Below are 24,338 nucleotides of genomic sequence, written 5' to 3'. Positions count from 1 at the left end.
CCGACGATGCAATGGTTTCTTGATCTGCTGCCGCTGGCAGACCTCAGTCGGCTTGAGCTTGGATTCTGGTCGTTCCCGATCCTGCTGGGGCTGATATTTTTGCGCGCGCCCATTGGCCTTGCGATGCTGCTCTGCGGTTTTGGCGGCTGGTATTTCGCGATGAACGGCAACCCCACGCCGCTGCTGGCCAAGCTGAAGTCCGAGACCTATTCGACCTTTTCCAGCTATTCGCTGACCATCATCCCGATGTTCCTGCTGATGGGCCAGTTCGCCACGCTCTCGGGCATGTCCACGTCACTGTTCAAGGCCGCCGAAAGCTTTCTCGGTCACCGTCGCGGCGGTGTCGCGATGGCTGCCGTGGGTGCCTGCGCGGGCTTCGGCGCGATCTGCGGGTCGTCTTTGGCCACCGCCGCCACCATGAGCCGCGTGGCCCTGCCGGAACTGCGCCGCTACGGCTATTCGGGCGGATTTTCCACCGCCACGCTGGCCGCAGGCGGCACGCTTGGCATCCTGATCCCGCCATCGGTCATTCTGGTGCTCTACGCGATCATCACCGAACAGAACATCGCCAAGCTGTTTCTGGCGGCCTTCATCCCCGGCATCCTCGCGGCGTTGGGATATGTACTTACAATCTCGATTTATGTACGTCTTTACCCCGATTCCGCTGGCACGCGCGAACCGCAGCCGATGTCGGAACGCTGGGCGGCGCTGGGCAAGACATGGCCTGTGCTGCTGATATTCGGCCTTGTCGTGGGCGGTATCTATGCGGGCTGGTTTACGCCGACCGAAGGCTCCGCCGTCGGGGCCGCAGGCACTGGGCTCGTGGCACTGGTGTCTGGCAACCTCAATTGGGCCGTCTTCCGCGAGTCGCTGATCGGGACGGCCAAGACCACAGCGATGATCTTTTTCATCGTGCTCGGCGCGGCCTTCTACAACGGCTTTCTGGCCCTGTCGGGCGTGCCGCAATTCATGGCCGATTACGTGCTGGGCCAAGGCCTTAGCCCATGGGTCGTGCTGATCATCATCCTGCTGTTCTACCTGATTTTCGGCTGCCTGATGGACAGCCTGTCGATGATCCTGCTGACCGTGCCGATCTTCTTCCCCGTCATTTCGGCGATGGATTTCGGCATGTCGCCCGAGCATGTGGCGATCTGGTTCGGTATCCTGGTGCTGATCGTGGTCGAGGTTGGATTGATCACGCCGCCGGTGGGCATGAACCTCTTCATCATCAACGCGATGGACCGCAGCACACCGATCACCGAAACCTACAAGGCGGTGATGTTCTTTGTCGGCAGCGATATCGTCAGGGTCGCGATCCTCGTGGCATTCCCGGCGATCACGCTGTTCCTGATCCCCTGACAGGTGCTGAAATGACCCATACGCCGATCCTCGCCCCACATTCCGTGACGCGCGAGGATCGTGCCGACGGGTCGATCCTGCTGAGTGCTGACGCTCCCTTGGGCGAGGTGGCACGCAACAGCGGTGTCTGGCTGGACCATTGGGCGCGGGCGACACCCGATGCGGTGTTTCTGGCAGAACGCTCTGGGACCGGCTGGCGGCAAGAGAGTTACGCGAGCGCGCGGCAAAAGGCGCGGGCGATTGCGGGGTGGTTTCTGGGGCAGGGGATGGGCGCGGACACGCCCGTTCTGATCCTGTCGGGCAATGGCATCGACCACGCGTTGCTGACCCTGGGCGCGCATTACGTCGGCGTGCCGACGGTGCCGGTGGCCGAGCAATATACGTTGATCCCGGCGGCGCAGGCGCGGCTGGATTATGTGGTGAACCTGATCAAACCCGCGCGGGTGTTCGCCGCTGACGGGGCCACCTATGCGGCGGGTCTGGCGCGTGCTGGTTGTCCTGCGATTGCATCCCGACCCGCTGACACAGGCGCCACGCCCTTTGCCGATCTGCTGGCACATTCTGATGCGGGTGTGGATGCGGCCTTTGCCAAGGTCGGGCCCGATACAATCGCGAAAATCTTGCTCACCTCGGGCTCCACCTCGGACCCCAAGGGCGTGCTGACCACCCAGCGGATGATGACCACCAACCAGACGCAACTGGCCCAGGGCCTTCCGTTCCTTCGTCAACGGCCCCCGGTGATCGTGGACTGGCTGCCGTGGAACCACGTCTTTGGCGGGTCGCACAATTTCAACATGGTGCTGTCGGGCGGCGGCAGTCTCTATATCGACGACGGCAAACCGCTGCCTGCGCTGTTTGGCCGGACGCTGGAAAACCTGTCGCTGGTGTCCGGAACCGTCAGTTTCAACGTGCCCGTGGGCTTTGCCCAGCTGCTGACGGCGCTGCGCAGCGATGCCGCCCTGCGCGAAAGCTATTTCCGCGATCTCGACATGATCTTTTACGCAGGCGCGTCCCTGCCGCAGGAAACCTGGCAGGGGCTCGAGGATCTGGCGGCGCAGACCGGGCGGCGCGTGCCGCTGATCACTTCGTCCTGGGGGCTGACGGAAACCGCACCCGGCGCGCTGTTGCAGCAGGTGCCGACCAAGGGCGCGGGCATCGTCGGCGTGCCCCTGCCCGGTGTCACGGTCAAGCTGGTGCCGGATGCCGACATGCGCTGCGACGTGCGGGTCAGCGGCCCATCGATCATGCAAAGCTATCTGAACAATCCGACCAAGACCGCCGAAGCCTTTGACGATGAGGGGTTCTTTATCACCGGGGACGCGATGCGATTTGTCGATCCTGACGTGCCGAACCTGGGCCTGCGCTTCGACGGCCGGATTTCCGAAGATTTCAAGCTGATGACGGGCACATGGGTGCAGGCGGCAAACCTGCGGCTTGAGATGCTGGGCGTGCTGGCGCCCTATGTGACGGATATCATCGTGACGGGGCAGGGGCGCGACCAGATCGGCCTGCTGATCCTGCCCAATCGCGCCGCGATCGAAAAGGTCGGCATGACGCTGCAGAGCGAGGCAGGGGCCTGCACCTGCACGGCGCTGGCGGACATCCTGCGCGAGCAGCTTCGGGCCAAGGCGGCCCAGGCGACAGGCTCTGCCACCCGTGTCACCCGCGCGCTGATTCTGTCGGACCCGCCCGACATGGGCGAGGGCGAGGTCACCGCGAAGGGCAACATCAACTTCGCCAAGTTGCTGGCCCGGCGCGCGGCGATGGTCGATCGGCTTTATGATGATGCCGATCCGGCCACCATCGCCATCTAGGCCCCTATTCTTGCACTAAGTTGCGCAAACATGGCGCCCCTGTTGCGGTATCCGGAAATTGGCGCACGATAGCGCACATTACCGATGTCTTTGGGAGGAGCGTCAATGGGCACCTTAGCCAGCGCAAATGCGGCCAGCTATTTTGTGGATCGTCATGTCGGGGAGGGGCGCGGCGACAAGACTGCCTTTTGCGAATATGGCAGCGGGCGCAGTCTGACCTACGGAGCGCTGGCAGAGGCGTCGGGGCGCGTGGCGGCGGCGCTTGGGCAGCATGGCATTGTGCCTGAACAGCGCGTTGCGATTCTGGTGCTGGACACAATCGAATTTCCGCAGATCTTTTGGGGTGCGATCAAGGCCGGGGTCATCCCGATCCCGCTGAACACGTTGCTGGCCACCTCTGTCTACGACGTGATCCTGCGCGACAGCCGCGCGACGACGCTGTTCGTCTCCGAGATGCTCTATGAAACCGTCGCCCCGGTGCTGGCGGATAACCCCTATATCAGACATGTCATCCTGATCGGTGACACGGCCCATGCCGACACGATCACCTATCGCGACTTTCTCGACAGCACTGCGCAAACGGCCCCCGCGTTCGACGCCTGCCCGGACGAGGTGGCGTTCTGGCTCTATTCCTCGGGCTCGACCGGTCAGCCAAAGGGCGTGCACCACATCCATTCCAGCCTGAAGGCCACCGCCGACACCTATGGCGCGCAGGTCTTGGGCATGCGCGAGGACGATGTGGTCTATTCGGCGGCCAAGTTCTTTTTTGCCTACGGGCTTGGCAACGCGATGACGTTTCCGATGGCGGTTGGTGCCACCACTGTGCTGTTCGCGGGCCGCCCGACGCCGGACGTGGTCACCGACATCCTGAACACGCAGCAGCCGACCGTGTTTTGCGGGGTGCCGACGCTCTATGCCGCGATGGTGGCTTTCATGGACAGAAACGGCACCGCCAAGGCCCCCCTGCGCACCTGCATTTCCGCAGGCGAAGCACTGCCGGAAGACATCGGCACGCGGTGGGAAAAGCACACCGGCGTCGAGATCCTCGACGGGGTCGGATCGACCGAGATGCTGCATATCTTCCTCAGCAACCGCCCCGGTGACGTGGTCTATGGCACCTCCGGCGTCCCGGTGCCCGGCTATTCCGTGCGACTGGTCAACGAGGCGGGCGAAGAGGTGGCTGTGGGCGAGGTCGGCGAGTTGCTGGTGCAGGGCGACAGCGCGGCAGGCGGCTATTGGAACCAGCGCGAGAAATCGCGCAACACGTTCGAAGGCGTCTGGACCCGCACCGGCGACAAATACGAATGCCGCGCCGACGGGCGGTTTGTCTACTGTGGGCGCACCGACGACATGTTCAAGGTCTCGGGCATCTGGGTCAGCCCCTTCGAGGTCGAAAGCGCCATCATCAGCCATCCGCACGTGCTGGAAGCCGCGGTGGTCGCCGCGCGCGATGCCGACGGGCTGGAAAAGCCCAAGGCTTACGTGGTGCTGAACGCGGGCGTGTCCCCGGACGGGATCGAGGCGGCGCTGAAAGAGCATGTGAAGACCAAGATCGGCAAATGGAAATATCCGCGCTGGATCGCCTGTGTCGATGAATTGCCCAAGACGGCAACCGGCAAGATCCAGCGCTTTAAATTGCGAGAGGATGCATGATGGACTGGACCAACGGATTTATCGAGATCGACGGGACGTCGCTGGAGTATGCCTGTTTCGGCGCGGCTCCGGGGGACGCACCCACGCTCGTAATGCTGCACGAGGGGCTAGGCAGCGTGGCGCATTGGCGTGATCTGCCCGAGGTGCTGGCAAAGCGGACAGGCTTTGGCGTGCTGGCCTATTCGCGTGCGGGGTACGGTCAGTCCGGCGCCGCAGATCTGCCACGCCCGCTTGATTACCAGACCCGCGAGGCCGTGGACGTGCTGGGTCCGCTGCTGGATGCGGCGGGGGTGCAGGACTGCGTGCTGCTGGGCCATTCCGATGGGGCCACGATTGCCGCGATCTATGCGGGCAGCGTCAGCGACATGCGGGTGCGCGGGCTGGTTCTGATCGCGCCGCATTTCTTCACCGAACCGGGTGGTCTGGCCGCAATTGCCGCGACCAAGGCGGCCTATGTATCCGGCGATCTGAAAGAGAAACTGGCGAAATATCATGCGCGCCCTGACGATGCCTATTACGGCTGGCACGACGTCTGGACGCATCCCGACTATGCGGCGTGGAATGTGGCGGACACCATCGACCACTGGCGCATTCCGGTGCTGGCAGTGCAGGGCACGGACGACCCCTATGGCACGATGGCGCAGATCGACGAGATCGACAGCCGCATCTATTCGCCTCTGGAAACCCTGATCCTCGACGGTGTCGGCCATGCGCCGCACCGCGAAGCCACCGAAGCGACCGTCGCGGGCATCGTCGAGTTTTGCGCAAGGCTGAAACGCATGGAGGAAGCCGAGGTCGAGATTGCCTGAGCTGCCCGGCGGCACCCCTGCGCCGACGCACGTCTATGTGCCCGGCCAGACGGCCCGCCACCCCGAGGGCTGGTTCGATCCGCTGAAAGACGTGGGAGCCGATCCGCTCGACAGCCCCGCAATGCGCGCGGGGCTGGATTATCTGCACGCCGGATACTTCTGGGAATGTCACGAGGTGCTGGAAGCCGTCTGGCTGGCGCTGCCCGATCCGTCCGCCGAGCGGCACATGGTGCAGGCGGTGATCCAGCTGGCCAACGCGCGGCTGAAGCTGGCGATGGGCAGGCCCAAGGCGACGCTGCGGCTGTGCAGGATCGTGCAGGATCATCTGGTCGCGGGCCGCGCCAGCCGTCCGATTCCGGGGCTTACCCCATCCCAGCTGCGCGAGTGGGCCGAAAATACCGCCGATCAGGCAGGGCGCACCGCAAATGACGAACTATAATGCCAATATGGCGCACTATCTTGCGTTTCTGTTGGTCGTGAAGCCCTGAGTTTGTAACTATACTACACAAGAAGCCAGTGCAGCCCGTCTGCACCCCGCCAAGAGGACACTTATACCGTGACCAAGATCATCGACTTCCGCACCGACCCCAGCAAATACCGTCACTGGCGCGTCGAATATGACGGCCCGGTCGCCAACCTGTTCATGGATGTGGACGAGGACGCAGGGCTGTTCGACGGCTACCAATTGAAGCTGAACAGCTACGATCTGGGCGTCGATATTGAACTGGCCGACGTGGTACAGCGGATGCGGTTCGAGCACCCGCAGGTCAAGGTCGTGGTAATGCAATCGGCCAAGGACAAGGTGTTCTGCGCCGGTGCCAACATCCGGATGCTGGGCGGCGCGCAGCACAGCCACAAGGTGAACTTCTGCAAGTTCACAAACGAGACGCGCAATACGTTCGAGGCCGCCGAATCCGACAGCGGCCAGAAATACATCGCCGCCGTCAAAGGCGCATGTGCGGGCGGCGGCTATGAGCTGGCGCTGGCGTGCAACCACATCATGCTGACCGATGACAGCACGTCGTCGGTATCTCTGCCCGAGGTGCCCTTGCTGGCGGTTCTGCCGGGCACCGGTGGGCTGACCCGCGTGACAGACAAACGCAAGGTGCGCCGCGACCGCGCCGATATCTTCTGCTCGACCGAGGAAGGCGTGCGCGGTAAGCGCGCACAGGAGTGGCGGCTGGTGGACGAGGTCATCGCCAACTCGAAATTCGACGAGACGGTGCAGACCCGCGCCCGCGAATTTGCCGCCGACTCGGCCAAGGCGGACGTGACGCAGGGCATCACGCTGAACCCGATCGACCGTACCATCGCGGAAGATGGCAGCGTGTCCTATGAACTGGTCGAGGTGGCGCTGGAGCGCAGCGCGCGCCGTGCGACGATCACGATCAAGGGCCCCGAGGAAGCGGCCCCCGCCGATATGGATGCCTTCACCGCGCAGGGCGACGCTGCCTACATGCTGCGTCTGGCGCGCCAGCTTGACGACGCCATCCTGCACCTGCGCCTGAACGAGATGGACGCAGGCCTGCTGGTGTTCCGCACCCAGGGCGACCCCGAGAGCTTTGCCGCGCACGAAGCGCTGTTGATGGACAACGCCGATCATTGGCTGGCCAACGAGGTGCTGAAATACTGGAAACGTATCCTCAAACGCATCGACGTGACCTCGCGCAGCATGGCTGCACTGGTCGAACACGGGTCGTGCTTTACCGGTATCCTTGCCGAAATCCTGTTCTCGGTGGACCGCACCTATATGATGGAAGACGCCTTTGACGGCGACAACCGCCCCATGGCGACGATCACGCTGACCGGTGCGAACTTTGGCCCGATGCCGATGTCGAACGACCTGACCCGTCTGCAAACCCGTTTCCTCGGCGAGCCTGAGGCGGTGGACAAGGCGAAGGCCGCGATAGGCGAGCAGCTTGAAGCCGAAGAGGCCGAGGAACTGGGCCTTGTGACCATGATCCTCGACGACATCGACTGGGAAGACGAGATCCGCATCTTCATGGAAGAGCGCGCCAGTTTCTCGCCCGACGCGATGACGGGCATGGAGGCGAACCTGCGCTTTGCCGGTCCCGAGACAATGGAAACCCGCATCTTTGGCCGTCTGACCGCATGGCAGAACTGGATTTTCAACCGCCCCAACGCGGTTGGCGCAGATGGCGCGCTGCAACGCTACGGCACGGGCAAGCGCGGCGATTACAACATGGAACGCGTGTAATTTAACCGATGGTGCGCCTGTGTGCGTGCCACATCGAACATTGCAGGTGCCGATATGCACCGACAGGGAGAACGAACATGATGGACCTGATCAACGTAAGCTACGACACCCAGATTCCCAACAACGTGGGCCTGAGCGAAGACAAGAAGGTGCTGAAAGCGCTGGAAAAATGGCACCCCGGCTATATCAACTGGTGGAATGACCTGATCCCGCAGAACTTTCAGGAATCGATGGTCTATCTGCGCACCGCCGTAAGCGTGGACCCCAAGGGCTGGGCCAAGTTCGACTATGTGAAGATGCCCGAATACCGCTGGGGCGTGCTGCTGGCCCCCGAGGTTGAAGGCCGCACCATTCCGATGGGCGAACACTACGGCGAACCCGCATGGCAGGAAGTGCCGGGCGAATACCGCAACATGTTGAAACGGCTGATCGTGATTCAGGGCGACACCGAGCCGGGATCGGTTGAACAGCAGCGGTTCCTGGGGCTGACGGCACCGTCGCTTTACGACATGCGCAACCTGTTCCAGGTGAACGTCGAGGAGGGGCGGCACCTGTGGGCGATGGTCTACCTTCTGCAGAAATACTTTGGCCGCGATGGCCGGGAAGAGGCCGACGACCTGCTGGTCCGCTCGTCCGGTTCGGACGAAGCGCCGCGGATGCTGGGCGCGTTCAACGAGGAGACGCCGGATTGGCTGTCGTTCTTCATGTTCACCTATTTCACCGACCGCGACGGCAAGATGCAGCTGGAGAGCTTGGCGCAATCGGGGTTCGACCCGCTGTCGCGCACCTGCCGCTTCATGCTGACCGAAGAGGCGCACCATATGTTCGTCGGCGAAACCGGCGTGGGCCGCACCATTCAGGCGACGCTGGAAGCGATGGCGAAACATGGCATCACCGATCCCTATGACGTGGGCAAGATCCGCGATCTGGGCGTGATCGACCTGCCCACGATCCAGAAAAAGCTGAACCTGCACTATACGTTGTCGCTGGACCTGTTCGGCCAGGAGGTGTCGACCAACGCCGCCAACGCGTTCAACTACGGCATCAAGGGCCGGTACATGGAGCAGCGGATCGACGACGATCACAAGCTTCAGAACGACACCTATGCGGTGACCTCGATCAAGGACGGCAAGATCGTGACCGAGGACGTACCCGCCCTGACCGCTATCAACATGCGGCTGCGAGATGACTATGTGCGCGATGCCGCCGGTGGCGTGGGCCGCTGGAACAAGCAGATCGCCAAGGCGGGCGTCAATTTCGAACTGAAGCTGCCGCACGAAGGCTTTCACCGCCAGATCGGCGTGTTCTCGTCCGTGGCCGTGGACCCCGATGGCAATATCATCTCGTCGGATGAATGGACCAAACGGCAGAACGAATGGCTGCCCACCAAGGCGGATGGCGACTATATTCAGTCGCTGATGAAGCCCTGCTTTGAGCCCGGCCAATATGCCTCGTGGATCGCGGCGCCCAAAGTGGGTATCGACAACAAGCCGGGCGATTTCGAATACGTCAAACTGCACATGGCCTGATAGGGCTCAATCGGGGCAGGGCGCACCTGCCCCGAACCCACATTTCCCCAAGCGCTCGGGAGGCGCCCCCATGCAAACAAAACGCACCGTGGCCCACGCGCCGCAAACACGTCTTCTGGCCGCTGATCTGGCGTCATTGCAAGGGCCCTGTATCGGCTGCAAGGGCTGCGAGGGGCTGTGCCAGGCGCTGATCGACGCGATGCTGGTGCCAGACATGATCCTGAACGGTCGCACGCCATGAACCAACCGCTGAAACAGCACCTGATCGACCCCGAAATCTGTATTCGCTGCTATACCTGCGAAATGACCTGCCCTGTCGGCGCGATCGAACATGACGACAACAATGTCGTGGTCGATGTCGACAAGTGCAATTTCTGCATGGATTGCATTCCGGTCTGCCCTACGGGGTCTATCGACGAATGGCGGGTGGTGGAAACGCCCTATACGCTGGAACAGCAATACGAATTCGACGAACTGCCCGACCAGCAGGAAATCGAGACAGCCGCCCCGTCGGAAGAGGGCGACAGCCTGGATGACGCCGTCGCGGCCCTTCTGGCCGAGGCGCATCTTGGCGCGGGCGGCAAGGCCCGCGCGCCGGTGAGTGCGGCCAAGGCTGTGATCAATATGTACAATCTAGGCAAACCGGCCAAGATGACGGTGCAGGGCAACTACCGCCTGACCGACGACCCCGATCACGACGTGCGCCACATCATCCTTGACCCCGGCGCGCTGCCGTTTCCGGTGCTGGAAGGGCAGTCTGTCGGGATCATCCCACCCGGCACCGATGCCGACGGCAAGGCGCACCTGCCGCGTCTCTATTCCGTTTCCAGCCCGCGCGACGGCGAGCGGGCGGGCTATCACAACATTTCGTTGACGGTAAAGCGTGAGGCCAAGGGCATGGCGTCGAACTATCTGTGCGATTTGGCGCAGGGCGATACGGTCAACGTCACCGGTCCCTTCGGGGCGACGTTCCTGATGCCCAATGACAGCAAGGCGCGTCTGCTGATGGTCTGCACCGGCACCGGATCGGCCCCGATGCGCGCCTTTACCATGCAACGGCAACGCAGCAATGCGTCCGCGCAGATGACCATGTTCTTTGGCGCGCGCACGCCCGATGCGCTGCCCTATTTCGGTCCGCTGAAGAAGGTGCCAGAGGCGCAGATGAAACAGCATCTGGTGTTTTCGCGCATGGGCGACAAGGAATATGTGCAGGACCGCATGGTCGCCGAAGAAGATGCCGTTGCCGATTTGCTGGCCGACGAAAATACCTATATCTACATTTGTGGGCTGAAGGGCATGGAGGAAGGCGTGGAACGCGCGCTGACCTCGATTGCCGAAAGTATCGGCCAGCAATGGACCGCCTTGCGCGATGTTATGCGCGAAGAGGGTCGTTATCATGTGGAAACCTACTGACGTGCCAGACCAGACAGCGCCCTTTGTTCATGAAATCCGGGTGACATGGGGCGACTGCGACCCTGCGCGCATTGCCTATACGGGGCGCTTGCCCGTGTTCGCGCTGGACGCGATCAACGCCTGGTGGGAGGCGCATCTGGACGGCGATGGCTGGTACCAGCTTGAGCTTGACCGCAACGTCGGCACGCCGTTCGTGAACCTTGCGATGGATTTTCGCAGCCCCGTGACCCCGCGCCACCGGCTGATCTGCACGGTCTGGCCGCAGCGGCTGGGTGAGAAATCCATCACCTTCCGCGTCGACGGGCATCAGAACGACGTGCTGTGCTTCGAGGGCACGTTCACTTGCGTCTTTACCGTGGCCGACGTGTTCAAAAGTCAGCCCGCACCGCCCGACATCCGCGCGGTCGTCGAACCCCTGATCCGTCCCTGATGCATCATGACTGACCAATCGAACACGCCGACCGACAACCCGCTGATCCAGCGGCTTGCCGCGCGTGTACGCGAGGCCCGCAAGGCGCAGAAATTGCCGCGCCGAACGCTGTCGGACCGCTCGGGCGTGTCGCCGCGCTATCTGGCACAACTGGAATCGGGGCAGGGCAATATCTCGATCCTGCTGCTGGCCCGCGTGGCCGAGGCGCTGGGCGTGTCGGTCTCGTCGCTTTTGACGGACGATGCCCCGCTCAGCGACGACACCCTGCGCGTGGCGCATCTGTTCCAGTCGGCGGGACCGGACGTGCAGGGCCGTGTTCGCGCGATGCTGGCGCCGCACACCACCGGTGGCGCGCGGGCACAGCGGATCTGCTTGGTGGGCCTGCGCGGCGCCGGCAAATCGACACTGGGCAAGGCGGCGGCGGCAGCACTCGGCATCCGGTTTCTCGAACTGAACAGGCTGATCGAGGAACAGGCCGGTATGCCCGTGGCCGAGGTCATCGGGCTTTACGGGCAGGATGGCTACCGCGATCTGGAACAGCAGGTGCTGGACAGCGTGATCGACAGCGAAAGCCGCCTGATCCTGGCCGTGGGTGGCGGTATCGTCGCGGAAAAGCACACCTACCGCACGCTTCTGGACCGGTTCCACACCGTCTGGGTGCGCACCAGCCCCGCCGAACACATGGCCCGTGTCCGCGCCCAGGGCGATCTGCGCCCGATGAAGGACAACCCGGCGGCGATGGACCAGCTCAAGGCGTTGCTGACCGCCCGCACGCCCGAATACCAGCGCGCGCAGGCGCAGGTGGATACCACGAACCGCCCCGTGCAGTCATCGGTGAACGACCTGCTGACGGTGATCGCCAAGCACCGCTTTGTCGAAAGCATTTCTCATTGACCGAAGGTGGGGTCGCTGCCGCCCTGCAAGACAGCTTCTGGCTGGCGGCGGATCATCTGCTGATGTTCCACACCAACCCTTGGGAACTGGACGAGGCGCTGAGGGCTGCGGGCTATGCGATGGGCCCTTGTGAGGCGATGGACATGCTGGGACTGGATGTGGTTCTGGCACGGCGCTCCGGTGCTGCCTCGCCCATCCTGCCGCGCATGGTCGCCGAAGGGCGCATGGGCAAGAAGGGCGGCGTGGGGCACTACCGCTATCCCGGCGGCGGTGGGGCGGTGATCGACCCGCTGATCGAGGATCTGATCCTTGAGGAAGCCTGGTTCGCCAAGGTCACCCGCAGCGATCTGTCTGATGGGAAGCTTGTGGCACACATGCAGGCGGCGCAGGCAGCATCAGTGGCGCAGTTGCTGGGTCAGGGCGTAGAGCAGGTGACCATCGCTGCGGCTTGCCGAACGGCCTTGCACGCACCTAATTGACCCCCTCGCCATGAAAAAGGGGGCCGCGAATGCAGCCCCCTTTGATCGGTTCACAAGTCAGTTCAGGTCCACGCCATCTCGGCAGGACGGTACTCGAACGAGATGTGGTGATCCGCGCCGACCAGTCCCGTGCGCGTGAAGTTGTAAAGCGAGCGCCAATAGGGCTGGATGGTGACGCCGTCGTCCTGAAGCATCTTCTGACCCACCTCCATCAATTCGCGGCGTGCGTCCAGATTGGCGGTGGCCAGCGCCTTGACCAGGTTGGCATCGAACTCGGGGTTGGAATAGCCGAACTCGTTCCACGCCTCGCCCGACCGGTAGGCCAGCGCCCAGATTTGCACACCCAGGGGGCGGTGGTTCCAGTTGGTCGACGAGAACGGGAATTTCGTCCAGTCATTCCAGAAGGTGGCACCGGGCAGGATCGTCCGCTTGACCTTGATCCCCGCATCCCTCAGCTGGGCCGCGACCGCATCGGTGGTGTCCTTGCGCCAGGCATCGTCGATCGAGATCAACTCGTGCTCGAAATCGGCCATCCCGGCCTCTTCCATCAGCGCCTTGGCGGCGGCGGGGTCCACCACGCGCGGCGGCAGCTCGAAATACTCGGGGTGCATCGGGCCGACGTGGTGGTTTTCGGCGGCAATGCCGCGCCCGGCATAGCCCAGCTCAAGCAGCACTTCGTTGTCGACGGCCATCGTCAGCGCCTGACGCACGCGTTTGTCGGCATAGGGTTTCATGCCATCGACTTCGGCCAGCTGGTTGGGGCGGATCACGATGGTGGCACCCGTCACGATCTCGTTCTGCACCCAGCCATCCAGCGTCGCCATGATGTCGATGAATTCGCTTTCGATGGAATACATCGCGTCCACCTCTTCGGCTTCGGCGGCGGCCACCCACGCCGAGGGGTCGGTGCCGTAGTCGATATAGGTCAGCTTGTCGATATAGGCGCCGTTGCCCTCGTTCCACCAGGTGTGGTTGGTGTTGCGTTCGAGAACCGCGCGCACGCCGACCTCCAGTTCGGTGGGCAGATAGGGGCCGGTGCCGACGGGATTTTCGACCATCGTGTCGGGGTTGAACCCGGCGGGCACGATGGCCGCAGGGTAATCCGCCATGCCGGGAATGATCGAGATGTCCGAGGCAGGCAGGTTCAGCCTGACGGTGTGATCGTCGACGATCTCGATGGCACCTTCCAGCGCGCGGCCGGTTTCCTCGTCGATGATGGTGGCGAAACGCCCCGCCATCGAATTGCCCTCGACGTCCTTTTCGCACCAGCCTTCGATGTTGCGGGCGACGTCCGCGGCGGTGAACGGCGTGCCGTCGTTCCATGTCACGCCCTTGCGGACGTTCAGCGTGTATTCGGTGGCGTCGTCGTTCACATCCCAGCTTTCCAGCAGCTGCGGCTGGAAGGTGCCGTCGTTTTCATAGGTGACCAGATATTCCAGCCAGCCGCGCGAAAAGTTGGCGATCTGCGACCAGTCGAAGGTGCGCGGGTCTTTCATCGCGCGCACTTCCATCTGAAAGCGGACTTCGCCGCCCATCTTGTGCCCTGCGGCCTGCGCCGGTGCGGCCATGCCCAGCATGCCATAGGCGGTTGCAGCCGTCGCCCCAAAGGCGCTGGCAAGGGCCAGAAATTCGCGGCGATCCACGGCGTTGGGGCCGATCTTGTCAGCCTGGTCCGTGATCGTAGAAGGCAGGGGTTTACCCGTGCGTGAAAAAAACGTCATCTTCTTCCTCTCTGTTGGCACCTGTCGCCGTGGCAAAGGTGGCCTTTATCCGTGCGACGCAGTGCGCGCGCACTTATCATTGCAGTTTGCCTGCATTTTTGTGTCACCCCGTTCGGGATCTGGATCGAGTTCAGACCAACAATGTCAGTACGTCAACCCGCCTGACCGGAATGCTGATTTATCAATAGCTCAATTTTCCGACAGATTTTGGCCGCTGAGCGTCACCGCAGCGGGTAAAAACGGCCAAAAGGGTGCTCGTGCGCCGCCGCAGGACTGCGGGGCAGTCATGGCAGCACCTATGGTGCGATCACGCGCCTGGTGTGGGTGTGCGCGCCTCTTGCAGAACGGCCTTGATGCGGTCGGCGTCGCCGACCTCGTTGATCAGCATCAGCACGAGACGCGCGTTCAGCGCGTGGCTTTGCGCTTCGGTCAGACCCTCGTGGGCCTGCATCAGCGCGGTGTAGATGCTGTCGCCCTCGGGGCCAAGGTTGTCTTCCAGGATCATTGGGTCTGTCCTTTGGCGCGGGCCAGTGCGGCGGCGATGGCCTCCGGCTCCGGTCTGTCGAAATGGGCGCAAATGTGGCCGTCGGGGCGGATCAGATAGCAACCGCTGCCATAGCGGCGGGCCAGGTCTGGGCCGGGGGTGGCGACGTGCAATGCGCGTATGCCGTCGACCTTTGGTGCGGTCTGCTCGCCGAAGGTCAGCAGCGTGAACGCCCCCTGCGCCTGCTCGACCAGCCAGCCGCCATCCAAGGGCGCGTCGATCAGCGATTGGCCGACCAGCGGGTGATTGCCGCTTTGCAATTGCATGCCCTGCAGCGAACAGGGCTGCGACAGGCGGCCCGAGTTGATCAGCTTGCGCGCAAACGGGTGCGTTGCGGCAAGGTTCAGAACCTCGTTGCGAAACAGCGCCTCGATGGGCGACTTCGGCGTCATGAAATTGGTGGCGCGCGACGAGTTCAGGATGTTCTCGGCCGACCCGTGGGTGCGCTCGGTGTTGTAGCTGTCCAGCAGAGCGGCAGGCGCGTCGCCCGACAGGACGGCGGCCAGTTTCCAACCCAGATTGTCCACGTCCTGAATGCCGCCGTTGCCGCCGCGCGCACCGAAGGGGGAGACCACGTGGGCGCTGTCACCGACAAACAGCACGTGGTTGTGCACGAAGTTTTCCAGCTTTGCGCAGCGGAATTTATAGACGCTCATCCAGTCCAGCCGAAATGGCGTGTCGCCGACGATGGCCTTGATCCGCGGGATCACCTTTTCCTCGGTCGCCTCGGCCTTGGGGTCGGTTTCGGGTCCCAGTTGCAGGTCAATCCGGTAGATGTTGTCGGGCTGTTTGTGCAGCAGCGCCGATTGCCCGTGATGAAAGGGCGGCGCGAACCAGAACCAGCGCTCGGGGCTGTCGGTCTCGAAGGGACTTTTCTCCATCTCCACGTCGACAATCAGGAAATGCTCTTCGAAGGTCTGGCCCTCGAACGGCAGATCCATCCGCTTGCGCGTGGGCGATGCGGCCCCTTCGGCGGCGATGTAGTAATCCGCCTCGAGCTGATAGGGGCCATCGGGGGTTTCGATGTCGATCACCACATGATCGCCCTTGTCTGCGTGTCCCGTCACCTTGTTCAGGAATCGCAGGTCGATCAGGTCGGGCAATTCCTGCGCGCGTTCCACAAGGTATTGTTCGACGTAATATTGCTGAAGGTTGATGAAGGCGGGATACTTGTGCCCCTCTTCGGGCAGCAGATCGAAGCTGTAGACCGGCTTGTCGCCATGAAACAGACGACCCACCTTCCACGTCACGCCCTTGTCCAGCATCCGTGTGCCCACGCCCAGACGGTCGAAAATCTCGAGCGTCCGTTTGGCCCAGCAGATCGCGCGCGACCCGACCGAGACGACGTTGTTGTCGTCCAGCACAACCGAGGCGACACCGTGCTGCGCCAGATCAATTGCCATCGCGAGCCCGATGGGACCCGCGCCCACGATCACGACCGGGTGGCGCTGTTCGGGCGCGGTCAGGCCGGGCGGGGCGGTGTAGGGAAAGGGGGCGTAATCATAGGCCATGAGCTGGGTCTTTCTCGGATCAGATCGGGGCGAATGTGGAAAACAGCCCGATCGCAAGGAAAAGCAGGAAGGTCACAAGCAGCAGAATATTGCGGTCGCGCGGGCGGTCTTGCGCCCATTGGCGCAGTGCGGCCAGCGCGACGAAGGGGCCGGGCCACATTGCCCCGCTGTTGGCGACAGCGATGCTGCGGGCCTGGATCAGGGCGCGGAATGCAAGGTAGGCCCAGAGGGCGAAGACCGCCCCCTGCACCGTCAGGATCACCGCGCCCAGGGTCGTCATGATTGCAGGTCTTCCCACATTTCGACATCGCGTTTGTCGGTCCAGATGCGCGGATGCGAGATGCCGCGTGCCTCGTCATAGGCACGGGCGACGTTGAAGGGCAGGCAGTGCTCATAGATCGCGTAATCGGCAAACTTCGGGTCGCAGGCTTCACGCACGGCGTCCCATGCCTCCTTTAGCGAGCCATTGCGGGCGGCGACGCGGGCGGCGGCGGCGTAGGTGCTGTCGACGAAATCGCGGGTGTTTTCGATGGCGGCGTTCACCATCTCCTGACCGACCAGCGCATCGCCGCGCCCCGGTGCGATGGCATCGACGCCATAAGCCTTGATCCGGTCCAGCGTGTTGCCCCATTCGCCGAAATACCCGTCGCCGCAATAGCAGGCCGAGTGGTACTCGACGATGTCGCCGGTGAACATCACGTTCTGGTCGGGCACATGGGCCACGATGTCGCCGGCGGTGTGCGCACGGCCCAGGTGCATCAGATCGACGCGGCGGTTGCCCAGGTAGACGGTCATCTTGTCGTTGAACGTGGTGGTGGGCCAGGTCAGCCCCGGAATGCTCTCGTGGCCTTCGAACAGGCGGGGGAAGCGTTGGAATTCGCTGTCCCAATCTTCCTGCCCGCGTTCGGCGACCATGCCGCGCGCCATATCCGACATGATGATCTGGTTGGCGTCGAAGGCCGAAGCGCCCAGCACGCGCACCGCGTGATAGTGGGTCAGCACGACGTGGCTGATCGGTTTGTCGGTGACGCTGCGCACGCAGTCGATGACCTTGTTGGCCAGACGCGGGGTTGCCTGCGCCTCGATGATCATCACGCTGTCGTCGCCGATGATCACGCCCGAGTTCGGGTCGCCCTCGGCGGTGAAGGCATAAAGCCCCTCGCCGACTTCGGTGAACGAGATTTTCTTTTCTGTCATGTCCCCTTGGGACGCGAATGCCTTGGCCATGAGTGTGGTCCTTTTTGGTAGGCGCCGGAGCCTCCGGCGGGAGTTTTTCCGGCAAGATGAAGAGCCGGTCAGCCTGTTCGGGGTCAGCGTTTATAAGGATCGTCCAGCGCGGGCAGCAGCGTGCCCATGCAGTCCCCAAAGCCGATGCGGTAGCCGTCGCCCGCCGCATGACCGTGCAGGCCCAGCGTGTCGCCGTCCTCGATGAAGCTGCGGGTCTCGCCGGTGTCGAGGGTGATCGGTTCCTTGCCGCCCCAGCTGAGTTCCAGAAGGCTGCCGCGTTCGGATTTCTCGGCGCCCGATATGGTGCCCGAGCCCAGCAGATCGCCCGGCGTCATCGGGCTGCCCGCGGTGGTGTGGTGCGCCAGTTGCTGTGCTGCCGAGTAGTAAAGCTCGCTGTAGTTGGTGCGCGCGATGACGCTCGCATCCTTGCCCTCGGGTGCGATGCTGACGGACAGGTTGATGTCGTAGAGCATCGGACCTGTGTCCTTCAGATGGTCGAGCAGTTCGACCTCGCGTTCGGGCGTGGAGGTGCGGAACGGCTCGAGCGCGGCCTTGGTGACGATCCACGGGCTGATCGTGGTCGCCGTCGCCTTGGCCTGGAAGGGGCCGAGAGGCTGGTATTCCCAGGCCTGGATGTCGCGCGCCGACCAGTCGTTCAGCAGCACGTAGCCGAAGATCGCGGCATCGGCCTCGTCCACGGTCAGCGGGCCGTCGGAGGGCGTGCCGACGATGGCGCCCATTTCCAGTTCGATGTCGAAGCGTGCGCAGGGGGCAAAGCGGGGCTTGTCGTCATTCGGACCCTTGAGCTGACCCCAGGGGCGGCGGATGTCGGTGCCCGACACCACGACCGATGACGCGCGACCGTTGTAGCCGATGGGGATGTGCAGCCAGTTCGGCGGCAGCGCATTTTCCGCGCCCCGGAACATGGTGCCGACGTTGGTCGCGTGGTGGCGACCGGCGTAGAAATCGGTGTATTCGGCCACGACCATCGGCAGGTGCATCTGCACATCGCGCATCGGCACCAGCAGCGGTTCGACCTTGGCCTGCTCGGCGCTGCCCTCGGCCAGCAGTTGCGTCAGCCGGTCGCGCAGGGCGGCCCAGACGGCGGGGCCTTCCTCCATGACCTCGTTCCAGAACGGCACATCGAAGAGCGGATATTCGGTCAGCGTGACCAGTCCCGCATCCTCGGCGGCGGCGAGGTCGAGGATCATGTCTCCGATCGCCACGCCGCAGCGCGGATCGTCGTTACCGACCGAAAACACGCCGTAAGGAAGATTGTTCAGGGGAAAATCGGTGTCGGCGGAGTTGGCGCTGGCGATCCAGCTTTTCATCAGGGGCATATGGTATTTCCTATGGCGTTCGGGCGGCCCTTGCGGAGCCACCCTTGGGGGTATTTCAGGTTGCGGCTGTGCCTAGGCGTCACTTCTTGCCCGGCGTGCCGTCGAACTTCTTTTCGATGTCGGTCCAGCAGTCGATGTAGTTGTCCTGCAACGGCGCCTCTTTCGCGGCAAACTCGGTCAGGTGCTGCGGGAACCGCGTTTCGAACATGAAGGACATGGTGTTGTCCAGCTTCTCGGCCTTGAGGTCGGCGTTCGACGCGCCCTCGAAGGCGTTCTTGTCCGGCCCGTGCGGCAGCATCATGTTGTGCAGCGACATGCCGCCGGGGACGAAGCCTTGCGGCTTTGCGTCATACTGGCCGTAGATGTTGCCCATCATCTCGGACATGATGTTCTTGTGATACCACGGCGGGCGGAAGGTATCCTCGGCCACCATCCAGCGCTCGCGGAACAGGACAAAATCGATGTTGGCCGTGCCTTCGACGCCGCTGGGGGCGGTCAGCACGGTAAAGATCGACGGATCGGGGTGATCGAACAGGATCGCACCGACCGGGCAATAGGTGCTGAGGTCGTATTTCACCGGCGCGTAGTTGCCGTGCCATGCGACCACGTCGAGCGGGCTGTGCCCGATCCTGGTTTCGTGGAACTGGCCGCACCACTTGATCGTGACCGTGCTGGGCGCATCGCGGTCTTCGAAGGCGGCCACAGGCGTCTTGAAGTCGCGGCGGTTGGCCATGCAGTTGGCCCCGATGGGGCCACGCCCCGGCAGATCGAATTTCTGGCCGTAGTTCTCGCACACGAAGCCGCGCGCGGGGCCTTCCAGCACTTCGACACGGTAGAGCAGACCGCGCGGGATGATGGCGATTTCCTGCGGCGCGAGGTCGATCACGCCCAGTTCGGTGCAGAACCGCAGATGGCCCTCTTGCGGGACGATCAGCAACTCGCTGTCGGCGGAATAAAAGTAACTGTCGACCATGCTTTCGGTGACCAGATAGATGTGGCTGGCCATGCCCACCTGCGTGTTCACGTCCCCGGCAGTGGTCATCGTGCGCATGCCGGTCAGCCAGGTATAGGACTGGTCCGAATGCGGCACCGGGTCCCAGCGGTATTGGCCCAGGCTGGTCACGTCCTGCGGGATATGCGGCGCGGATTTCCAATAGGGCAGCTCGATCCGCTCGTAGCGGTGGGAATGTTTCACCGACGGGCGGATGCGGTAGCACCATGTGCGTTCGTTCTGATGGCTGGGCGCAGTAAAGGCGGTGCCGCTCAGCTGTTCGCCGTAAAGACCGTAGTTCACCTTTTGCGGGCTGTTCATGCCCTGGGGCAGGGCACCGGGCAGCGCTTCGGTCTCGAAGTCGTTGCCAAAGCCGGGCATGTAGCCGGGCGTGGTGCTGCCATTGCCCTGTGCCTGGATCATGGTTTCGGGCGTGGTGTGCGTGTTCATTACGATGCCTCCCGTTGCAGTGCCTGATGCGGCAGTCTTGCAGATTCGTTGCTTGTGTAATAGTTGGATTTGTAACTAACAACAGGCGCGGGTGGAAAATGGCCGACACCGACATCTTTGATCTGCAGGCGTTCCTGCCCTATCTGCTGAACCAGGCCGCCGAGGCGTCGTCGCTGGATTTCCAGAGCGTCTACAAAAGCCGCTATGGCATGTTGCGCAATGAATGGCGGGTCCTGTTCCATCTGGGAATGTACGGACGGCTGAGCGCATCCGAGATCCGCGACCGGTCAGGTCTGCACAAGACCAAGATCAGCCGCGCGGTGCAGCGTCTGGCCGAGCGGCGCTTTCTGACCCGCGACCGCGATACCAGGGATCGGCGGACCGAGCATCTGGAGCTGACAGCCCAAGGGCAGGCCGCTTACCGCGATTTGCGAAAGATCGCGCAGGAATACGACGCGGCGCTGGCGGACATGCTGGGCAACGAGGATGTCGCGGCCCTGCGCCGCATGTTGAAGCGGCTGGCGCAGCGGGTATCCTGAACGGGCACCGGCGCGTCGATCAAAAGTCGACGGTGACGCCGGGCAGGTTCAGAGACTTGATCAGGTCGCGCAGTTCCTGCCGCGCGGCCACGTTCGAGATGTTCAACTGCTTGACGCCGATATCCTTGAGGTCGAGCAGGGTCAGCCCGCGCGGAAACAGCTCGCGGAAGACCACCCTTTCGGAAAAGCCGGGGGCGATGCGGAAACCGATGCGTTTGGCCAGCATCTTGACCGCGCGTTCCATCTTTTCCTTGTTGACCATCCGCTGCGCACCCATGCGGTTGCGCACGACAATCCAGTCGATCGGCTGCAAGCCCGCCTGCGCACGCAACTGGCGCGCGTTCCAGACCATTTCAGAATAGACCGATGGCCCGAGGATCTTGTCGCCGGATGCGTCAATCCGCGCCAGCAGGTCGAAATCGACGAAACTGTCGTTCAGCGGGGTGATCAGCGTATCGGCCAGCGAATGCGCCACCTGGCTCAGCCGGGTGTGGCTGCCGGGGCAGTCGATCAGGATAAAGTCGTTGTCGGGCTCAAGCGAGGCGACAGCAGCACTCAAGCGGTGGTCATAGATGTTCTCGCCCGGTTGCAGCGTTCCGGGATCAATCTCGGGCAGGTCGTGCACCTCGGGGCTGGGCAGGGTCAGCTCGGCGCTTTTGAGAAATGCCGCGCGGTTTTCGACGTAGCGCCCGAAGGTGCGTTGCCGCAAATCCAGATCCAGCGCGCTGACCTTGTGACCCATGCGCGCCAAGGCGGTTGCCACGTGCATCGACACGGTGGATTTCCCCGCGCCGCCCTTTTCATTTCCGACGACGATGATATGCGCCATGCCTGTCCCCTTGCATCCGCCGTTTCTGTGCGGTTTGCCTTCTTTGGCACACTATATGTTGTGGATCGACCTGTGAAAAGCGGGGAGAGCATCAAAGCGTGGGAAAAGTGACATGGTTGCATGATCGTTGCATCGGGGCTGACGTGGTTCGTCATGGGACGGGCTTGCCCTTCTTGCGACAGACTGCGCTAAATTCCGGCATATGACTTTAGATGAAAGGACCGCTGACATGGGTAAGAAACCTGATTTGGCTGCACTCTTTGGCGCCACCGCGTCGGATACCTTCCTGGGCCTGGACGCCTGTACGGATCTTGCGTCAATCGACGCATCCTCTGCCTTTATCGGGGCACCTTGCGCTACGCCTTATGGGTCGGTCGGTGCCTATGCCCAAAATGGCCCCGCGTCTTTGCGCGAAGCCATTGCGTCCCTTACCGCGAACATCGAGAGGCACAACTTTGATCTGGGCGGGCCGACCTTTCCCGAGGGTACGAAAAGAGCCGTGGATTGCGGTGATCTTGAATGGAGCGAAACCGATTTCGCCACGAACAGGGCCACGATTCGTCAAGCAATTTCAACGATAGTAAGCCGGGGCGTCGTTCCCATTCTGGTGGGGGGAGACGATTCAATTCCCATTCCGATGCTGGACGCTATGGGCGACACCGGCAAGACGTACACCATATTGCAGATCGACGCGCATATCGACTGGCGTGAAAGTCACATGGGGGAAACGCAGGGACTGTCCTCGACCATGCGGCGCGCATCGGAAATGGATCACATCGAGCAGATCATCCAAGTCGGGGCGCGCGGGATCGGATCAGGACATTCGTCGGACTTCGACGATGCGCGGAAATGGGGCGTGAAGTTCTTTACCGGACCGGATGTGCACCGGAACGGGCTGAAACCCGCCTTGGACCAGATCGACGAAGGCGCGAATGTCATTCTTTGCATAGATATTGACGCTTTGGACCCGTCGATCGCCCCCAATACCATAGGGCGCGCGCCGGGTGGTCTAAGCTACTATCAGCTGCTGGAACTGATCGAGGGCGCGGCCAAACGCGGGACGATTGCCGCCGTCGATTTCGTTGAAATCCTGCCCGAGGTGGACGTTGACGGCATCGGTGGTCTGACTGTCTCACGTCTGGTCGCGGCAACGATGGGCTTGATCGCGCGTCAACAGGCGCGTCTCTGACGAACCACAACGAAAAAGGGCGCGGCCATTGCTGGCCACGCCCTTCGTCATGAATGCAGGCGGGTTTAGAAGCCCAGGCCGGCGTATTTGTTCTTGAACTTCGACACGCGGCCGCCGGTGTCCATCAGACGGCTGTTGCCGCCGGTCCACGCGGGGTGCACGGAGGGGTCGATGTCCAGCGACAGCTGGTCGCCTTCCTTGCCCCATGTCGATTTCATTTTCACCACGGTGCCGTCCGTCATCTTGACGTCGATCATGTGATAGTCGGGGTGTGTATCGGCTTTCATGATCTCGATCCTTACGCGCTGGCGCCCGACTTGGGCTTGTAGTTGGTGACTTCTGCGATACGGGCGGATTTGCCGCGACGTTCCCGCAGGTAATACAGCTTGGCGCGGCGCACACGGCCACGACGCACGACGGTGATGTCTTCGATGTTTGTCGAGAACAAGGGGAACACACGTTCCACGCCCTCACCGAAGGAAATCTTGCGCACGGTGAACGAACCGGCAATGCCCTTGCCGTTGTTGCGCGCGATGCAGACGCCTTCGTAGTTCTGCACACGGGTGCGTGTGCCTTCGGTCACCTTGTAACCGACGCGGATGGTGTCACCCGCCTTGAAATCGGGGATCGTCTTCCCCAGCGCAGCAATCTGCTCCGCTTCGATCTGTGCGATCAGGTCCATCTGATCTTCTCCTTATATGCTCGTGGTTGCTCCACGAAGTTTTGCGCGCCTCAGAGCTTCCTGTCTTCGCCGGGTCCGACAATCGCCGCCCGCAGGGAGTGTTCAAGCACCGTTCCTTGTTTTCCGATCCGTCCTGCGTGGATGCATCTAAAGGGGATGCCACAGGCCAAACGGTCCGGGCGGCATGGGCCGATTCCGAACTTGCGCGGTATAGGGTGGATTTGCGGGCCCGGTCAAGGGGCCAGGTGACGCGGCTGACCATGGTGCAAGGGCACGCGCGGCGGGTTTTGCGCTGGAATGATGCGCCCACGCTGCTAAAGAGCACACATGGCTTCGTTTACCGCACATCTGCACGCCAGGGCAACCGCGCTGATCCGCGCGGCGCATGTGCTGTTGTTCGTGGCCTTTTCCTGCCTGACGCCCGGTACCATGCCGACAGCGCAGGCGGGGGTCATGACGCTGGTGCTGTGCACCGGCCACGGCACCACCACCGTGACACTGGACGCCAACGGCGATCCGGTCGATGCGCAGCACGCGCCCTGTGACTGGTCCGCAGGTGTTGCGCATGCAGTGCTCGACGCCCCGCTGATGGTGCCCGCAGCTCAGCAGATCCGCGCCCATGTGTCGACCGTGCAAGTGGCGGCGCTGGTGACGGGGCAGGTCAAACGCAGCCAGAACCTGACACGCGGGCCGCCGATCCTTCTCTGACGCTCCACC

Annotated in this window: 25 protein-coding genes; 15 read left to right on the top strand and 10 right to left on the bottom strand. The window is 62.8% G+C overall.

Annotated features, from left to right (window positions below):
* The first annotated feature begins 6 nt into the window (after positions 1–6).
* The 12 genes from NTA49_RS00570 to NTA49_RS00515 all read left to right on the top strand — a co-directional run bounded on the left by NTA49_RS00570 (position 7) and on the right by NTA49_RS00515 (position 12,598).
* Positions 7–1,359, top strand: coding sequence for a TRAP transporter large permease (locus NTA49_RS00570; RefSeq protein ID WP_258292702.1), 1,353 nt, complete (start codon positions 7–9; stop codon positions 1,357–1,359).
* 11 nt (positions 1,360–1,370) lie between these two features.
* A complete protein-coding gene (locus NTA49_RS00565) occupies positions 1,371–3,173 on the top strand; it encodes a feruloyl-CoA synthase (RefSeq protein WP_258292701.1) in 1,803 nt (600 codons plus the stop codon).
* Between the two features lie 105 nt (positions 3,174–3,278).
* The gene (locus tag NTA49_RS00560; RefSeq protein ID WP_258292700.1) at positions 3,279–4,826 is read left to right on the top strand and encodes a benzoate-CoA ligase family protein; all 1,548 of its coding nucleotides are present in this window, start codon (positions 3,279–3,281) and stop codon (positions 4,824–4,826) included.
* Positions 4,826–5,635: an alpha/beta fold hydrolase gene (locus NTA49_RS00555; RefSeq protein WP_258292699.1), complete on the top strand. Its 810-nt coding sequence runs from the start codon at positions 4,826–4,828 to the stop codon at positions 5,633–5,635. The genes NTA49_RS00560 and NTA49_RS00555 overlap by 1 nt, the downstream gene beginning before the upstream one ends.
* Positions 5,628–6,074 (top strand): DUF309 domain-containing protein, encoded by a 447-nt coding sequence (locus tag NTA49_RS00550; protein ID WP_258292698.1) that lies wholly within the window; start codon positions 5,628–5,630, stop codon positions 6,072–6,074. The genes NTA49_RS00555 and NTA49_RS00550 overlap by 8 nt, the downstream gene beginning before the upstream one ends.
* Before the next feature lie 117 nt (positions 6,075–6,191).
* Positions 6,192–7,853: a 2,3-epoxybenzoyl-CoA dihydrolase gene (boxC, locus tag NTA49_RS00545; protein ID WP_258292697.1), complete on the top strand. Its 1,662-nt coding sequence runs from the start codon at positions 6,192–6,194 to the stop codon at positions 7,851–7,853.
* Between the two features lie 77 nt (positions 7,854–7,930).
* Positions 7,931–9,382, top strand: coding sequence for a benzoyl-CoA 2,3-epoxidase subunit BoxB (boxB, locus tag NTA49_RS00540; RefSeq protein WP_258292696.1), 1,452 nt, complete (start codon positions 7,931–7,933; stop codon positions 9,380–9,382).
* Positions 9,383–9,452: 70 nt separating this feature from the next.
* A complete protein-coding gene (locus NTA49_RS00535; RefSeq protein ID WP_258292695.1) occupies positions 9,453–9,623 on the top strand; it encodes a hypothetical protein in 171 nt (56 codons plus the stop codon).
* Complete coding sequence (boxA, locus tag NTA49_RS00530; RefSeq protein ID WP_258292694.1) at positions 9,620–10,795, top strand: benzoyl-CoA 2,3-epoxidase subunit BoxA; 1,176 nt, start codon at positions 9,620–9,622, stop codon at positions 10,793–10,795. The genes NTA49_RS00535 and boxA overlap by 4 nt, the downstream gene beginning before the upstream one ends.
* Entirely contained in the window at positions 10,779–11,225 is a 447-nt protein-coding gene (locus NTA49_RS00525) for an acyl-CoA thioesterase (protein WP_258292693.1), read from the top strand. Before boxA ends, NTA49_RS00525 begins: the two co-directional genes overlap by 17 nt.
* Before the next feature lie 6 nt (positions 11,226–11,231).
* The gene (locus tag NTA49_RS00520) at positions 11,232–12,119 is read left to right on the top strand and encodes a helix-turn-helix transcriptional regulator (protein ID WP_258292692.1); all 888 of its coding nucleotides are present in this window, start codon (positions 11,232–11,234) and stop codon (positions 12,117–12,119) included.
* On the top strand, positions 12,116–12,598 hold the full coding sequence (locus tag NTA49_RS00515) for a 3-hydroxyacyl-CoA dehydrogenase family protein (protein ID WP_258292691.1): 483 nt from the start codon (positions 12,116–12,118) through the stop codon (positions 12,596–12,598). Before NTA49_RS00520 ends, NTA49_RS00515 begins: the two co-directional genes overlap by 4 nt.
* A gap of 62 nt (positions 12,599–12,660) precedes the next feature.
* Here NTA49_RS00515 and NTA49_RS00510 read toward each other — a convergent pair whose 3' ends face one another.
* The 7 genes from NTA49_RS00510 to hmgA form a co-directional block, all read right to left on the bottom strand.
* Positions 12,661–14,319, bottom strand: coding sequence for an ABC transporter substrate-binding protein (locus NTA49_RS00510; RefSeq protein ID WP_258292690.1), 1,659 nt, complete (start codon positions 14,317–14,319; stop codon positions 12,661–12,663).
* A gap of 307 nt (positions 14,320–14,626) precedes the next feature.
* Positions 14,627–14,824, bottom strand: a complete 198-nt coding sequence (locus NTA49_RS00505; RefSeq protein ID WP_258292689.1) for a DUF2783 domain-containing protein — start codon at positions 14,822–14,824, stop codon at positions 14,627–14,629.
* Complete coding sequence (locus tag NTA49_RS00500) at positions 14,821–16,374, bottom strand: FAD-dependent oxidoreductase (protein ID WP_258292688.1); 1,554 nt, start codon at positions 16,372–16,374, stop codon at positions 14,821–14,823. Before NTA49_RS00500 ends, NTA49_RS00505 begins: the two co-directional genes overlap by 4 nt.
* Before the next feature lie 19 nt (positions 16,375–16,393).
* Complete coding sequence (locus NTA49_RS00495; RefSeq protein ID WP_258292687.1) at positions 16,394–16,654, bottom strand: hypothetical protein; 261 nt, start codon at positions 16,652–16,654, stop codon at positions 16,394–16,396.
* Positions 16,651–17,601, bottom strand: coding sequence for an MBL fold metallo-hydrolase (locus NTA49_RS00490; RefSeq protein WP_258292686.1), 951 nt, complete (start codon positions 17,599–17,601; stop codon positions 16,651–16,653). The genes NTA49_RS00495 and NTA49_RS00490 overlap by 4 nt, the downstream gene beginning before the upstream one ends.
* 83 nt (positions 17,602–17,684) lie before the next feature.
* A complete protein-coding gene (fahA, locus tag NTA49_RS00485; RefSeq protein WP_258292685.1) occupies positions 17,685–18,941 on the bottom strand; it encodes a fumarylacetoacetase in 1,257 nt (418 codons plus the stop codon).
* A 79-nt stretch (positions 18,942–19,020) separates the two neighbouring features.
* On the bottom strand, positions 19,021–20,382 hold the full coding sequence (hmgA, locus tag NTA49_RS00480; protein ID WP_258292684.1) for a homogentisate 1,2-dioxygenase: 1,362 nt from the start codon (positions 20,380–20,382) through the stop codon (positions 19,021–19,023).
* Positions 20,383–20,480: 98 nt separating this feature from the next.
* On the opposite strand from hmgA, the gene NTA49_RS00475 reads away from it, so the two are divergent.
* Entirely contained in the window at positions 20,481–20,921 is a 441-nt protein-coding gene (locus NTA49_RS00475; protein WP_258292683.1) for a MarR family winged helix-turn-helix transcriptional regulator, read from the top strand.
* A 19-nt stretch (positions 20,922–20,940) separates the two neighbouring features.
* On the opposite strand, the gene NTA49_RS00470 is transcribed toward NTA49_RS00475, so the two are convergent.
* Positions 20,941–21,750 (bottom strand): division plane positioning ATPase MipZ, encoded by an 810-nt coding sequence (locus NTA49_RS00470; RefSeq protein ID WP_258292682.1) that lies wholly within the window; start codon positions 21,748–21,750, stop codon positions 20,941–20,943.
* A 229-nt stretch (positions 21,751–21,979) separates the two neighbouring features.
* Between NTA49_RS00470 and NTA49_RS00465 the strand changes: the two genes are divergently transcribed.
* Positions 21,980–22,939 carry an arginase family protein gene (locus NTA49_RS00465; protein ID WP_258292681.1) on the top strand — a complete coding sequence of 320 codons (960 nt, stop codon included), beginning with the start codon at positions 21,980–21,982 and terminating at the stop codon, positions 22,937–22,939.
* 65 nt (positions 22,940–23,004) lie between these two features.
* Here NTA49_RS00465 and rpmE read toward each other — a convergent pair whose 3' ends face one another.
* Both rpmE and rplS read right to left on the bottom strand, forming a co-directional pair.
* Positions 23,005–23,226, bottom strand: coding sequence for a 50S ribosomal protein L31 (rpmE, locus tag NTA49_RS00460; protein ID WP_089421294.1), 222 nt, complete (start codon positions 23,224–23,226; stop codon positions 23,005–23,007).
* An 11-nt stretch (positions 23,227–23,237) separates the two neighbouring features.
* Positions 23,238–23,621: a 50S ribosomal protein L19 gene (gene rplS, locus NTA49_RS00455; RefSeq protein ID WP_258292680.1), complete on the bottom strand. Its 384-nt coding sequence runs from the start codon at positions 23,619–23,621 to the stop codon at positions 23,238–23,240.
* A 327-nt stretch (positions 23,622–23,948) separates the two neighbouring features.
* Here rplS and NTA49_RS00450 point away from each other — a divergent pair, with 327 nt between their 5' ends.
* Positions 23,949–24,329, top strand: a complete 381-nt coding sequence (locus NTA49_RS00450; RefSeq protein ID WP_258292679.1) for a hypothetical protein — start codon at positions 23,949–23,951, stop codon at positions 24,327–24,329.
* The last annotated feature ends 9 nt before the right edge of the window (positions 24,330–24,338 follow it).

It is taken from the genome of Pseudosulfitobacter koreensis, from assembly GCF_024733015.1.
GTDB classification, from domain to species: domain Bacteria; phylum Pseudomonadota; class Alphaproteobacteria; order Rhodobacterales; family Rhodobacteraceae; genus Pseudosulfitobacter; species Pseudosulfitobacter koreensis.
The sequence above is the reverse complement of the archived record's forward strand: the minus strand, read 5'-3'. Positions and strand labels throughout refer to the sequence as shown.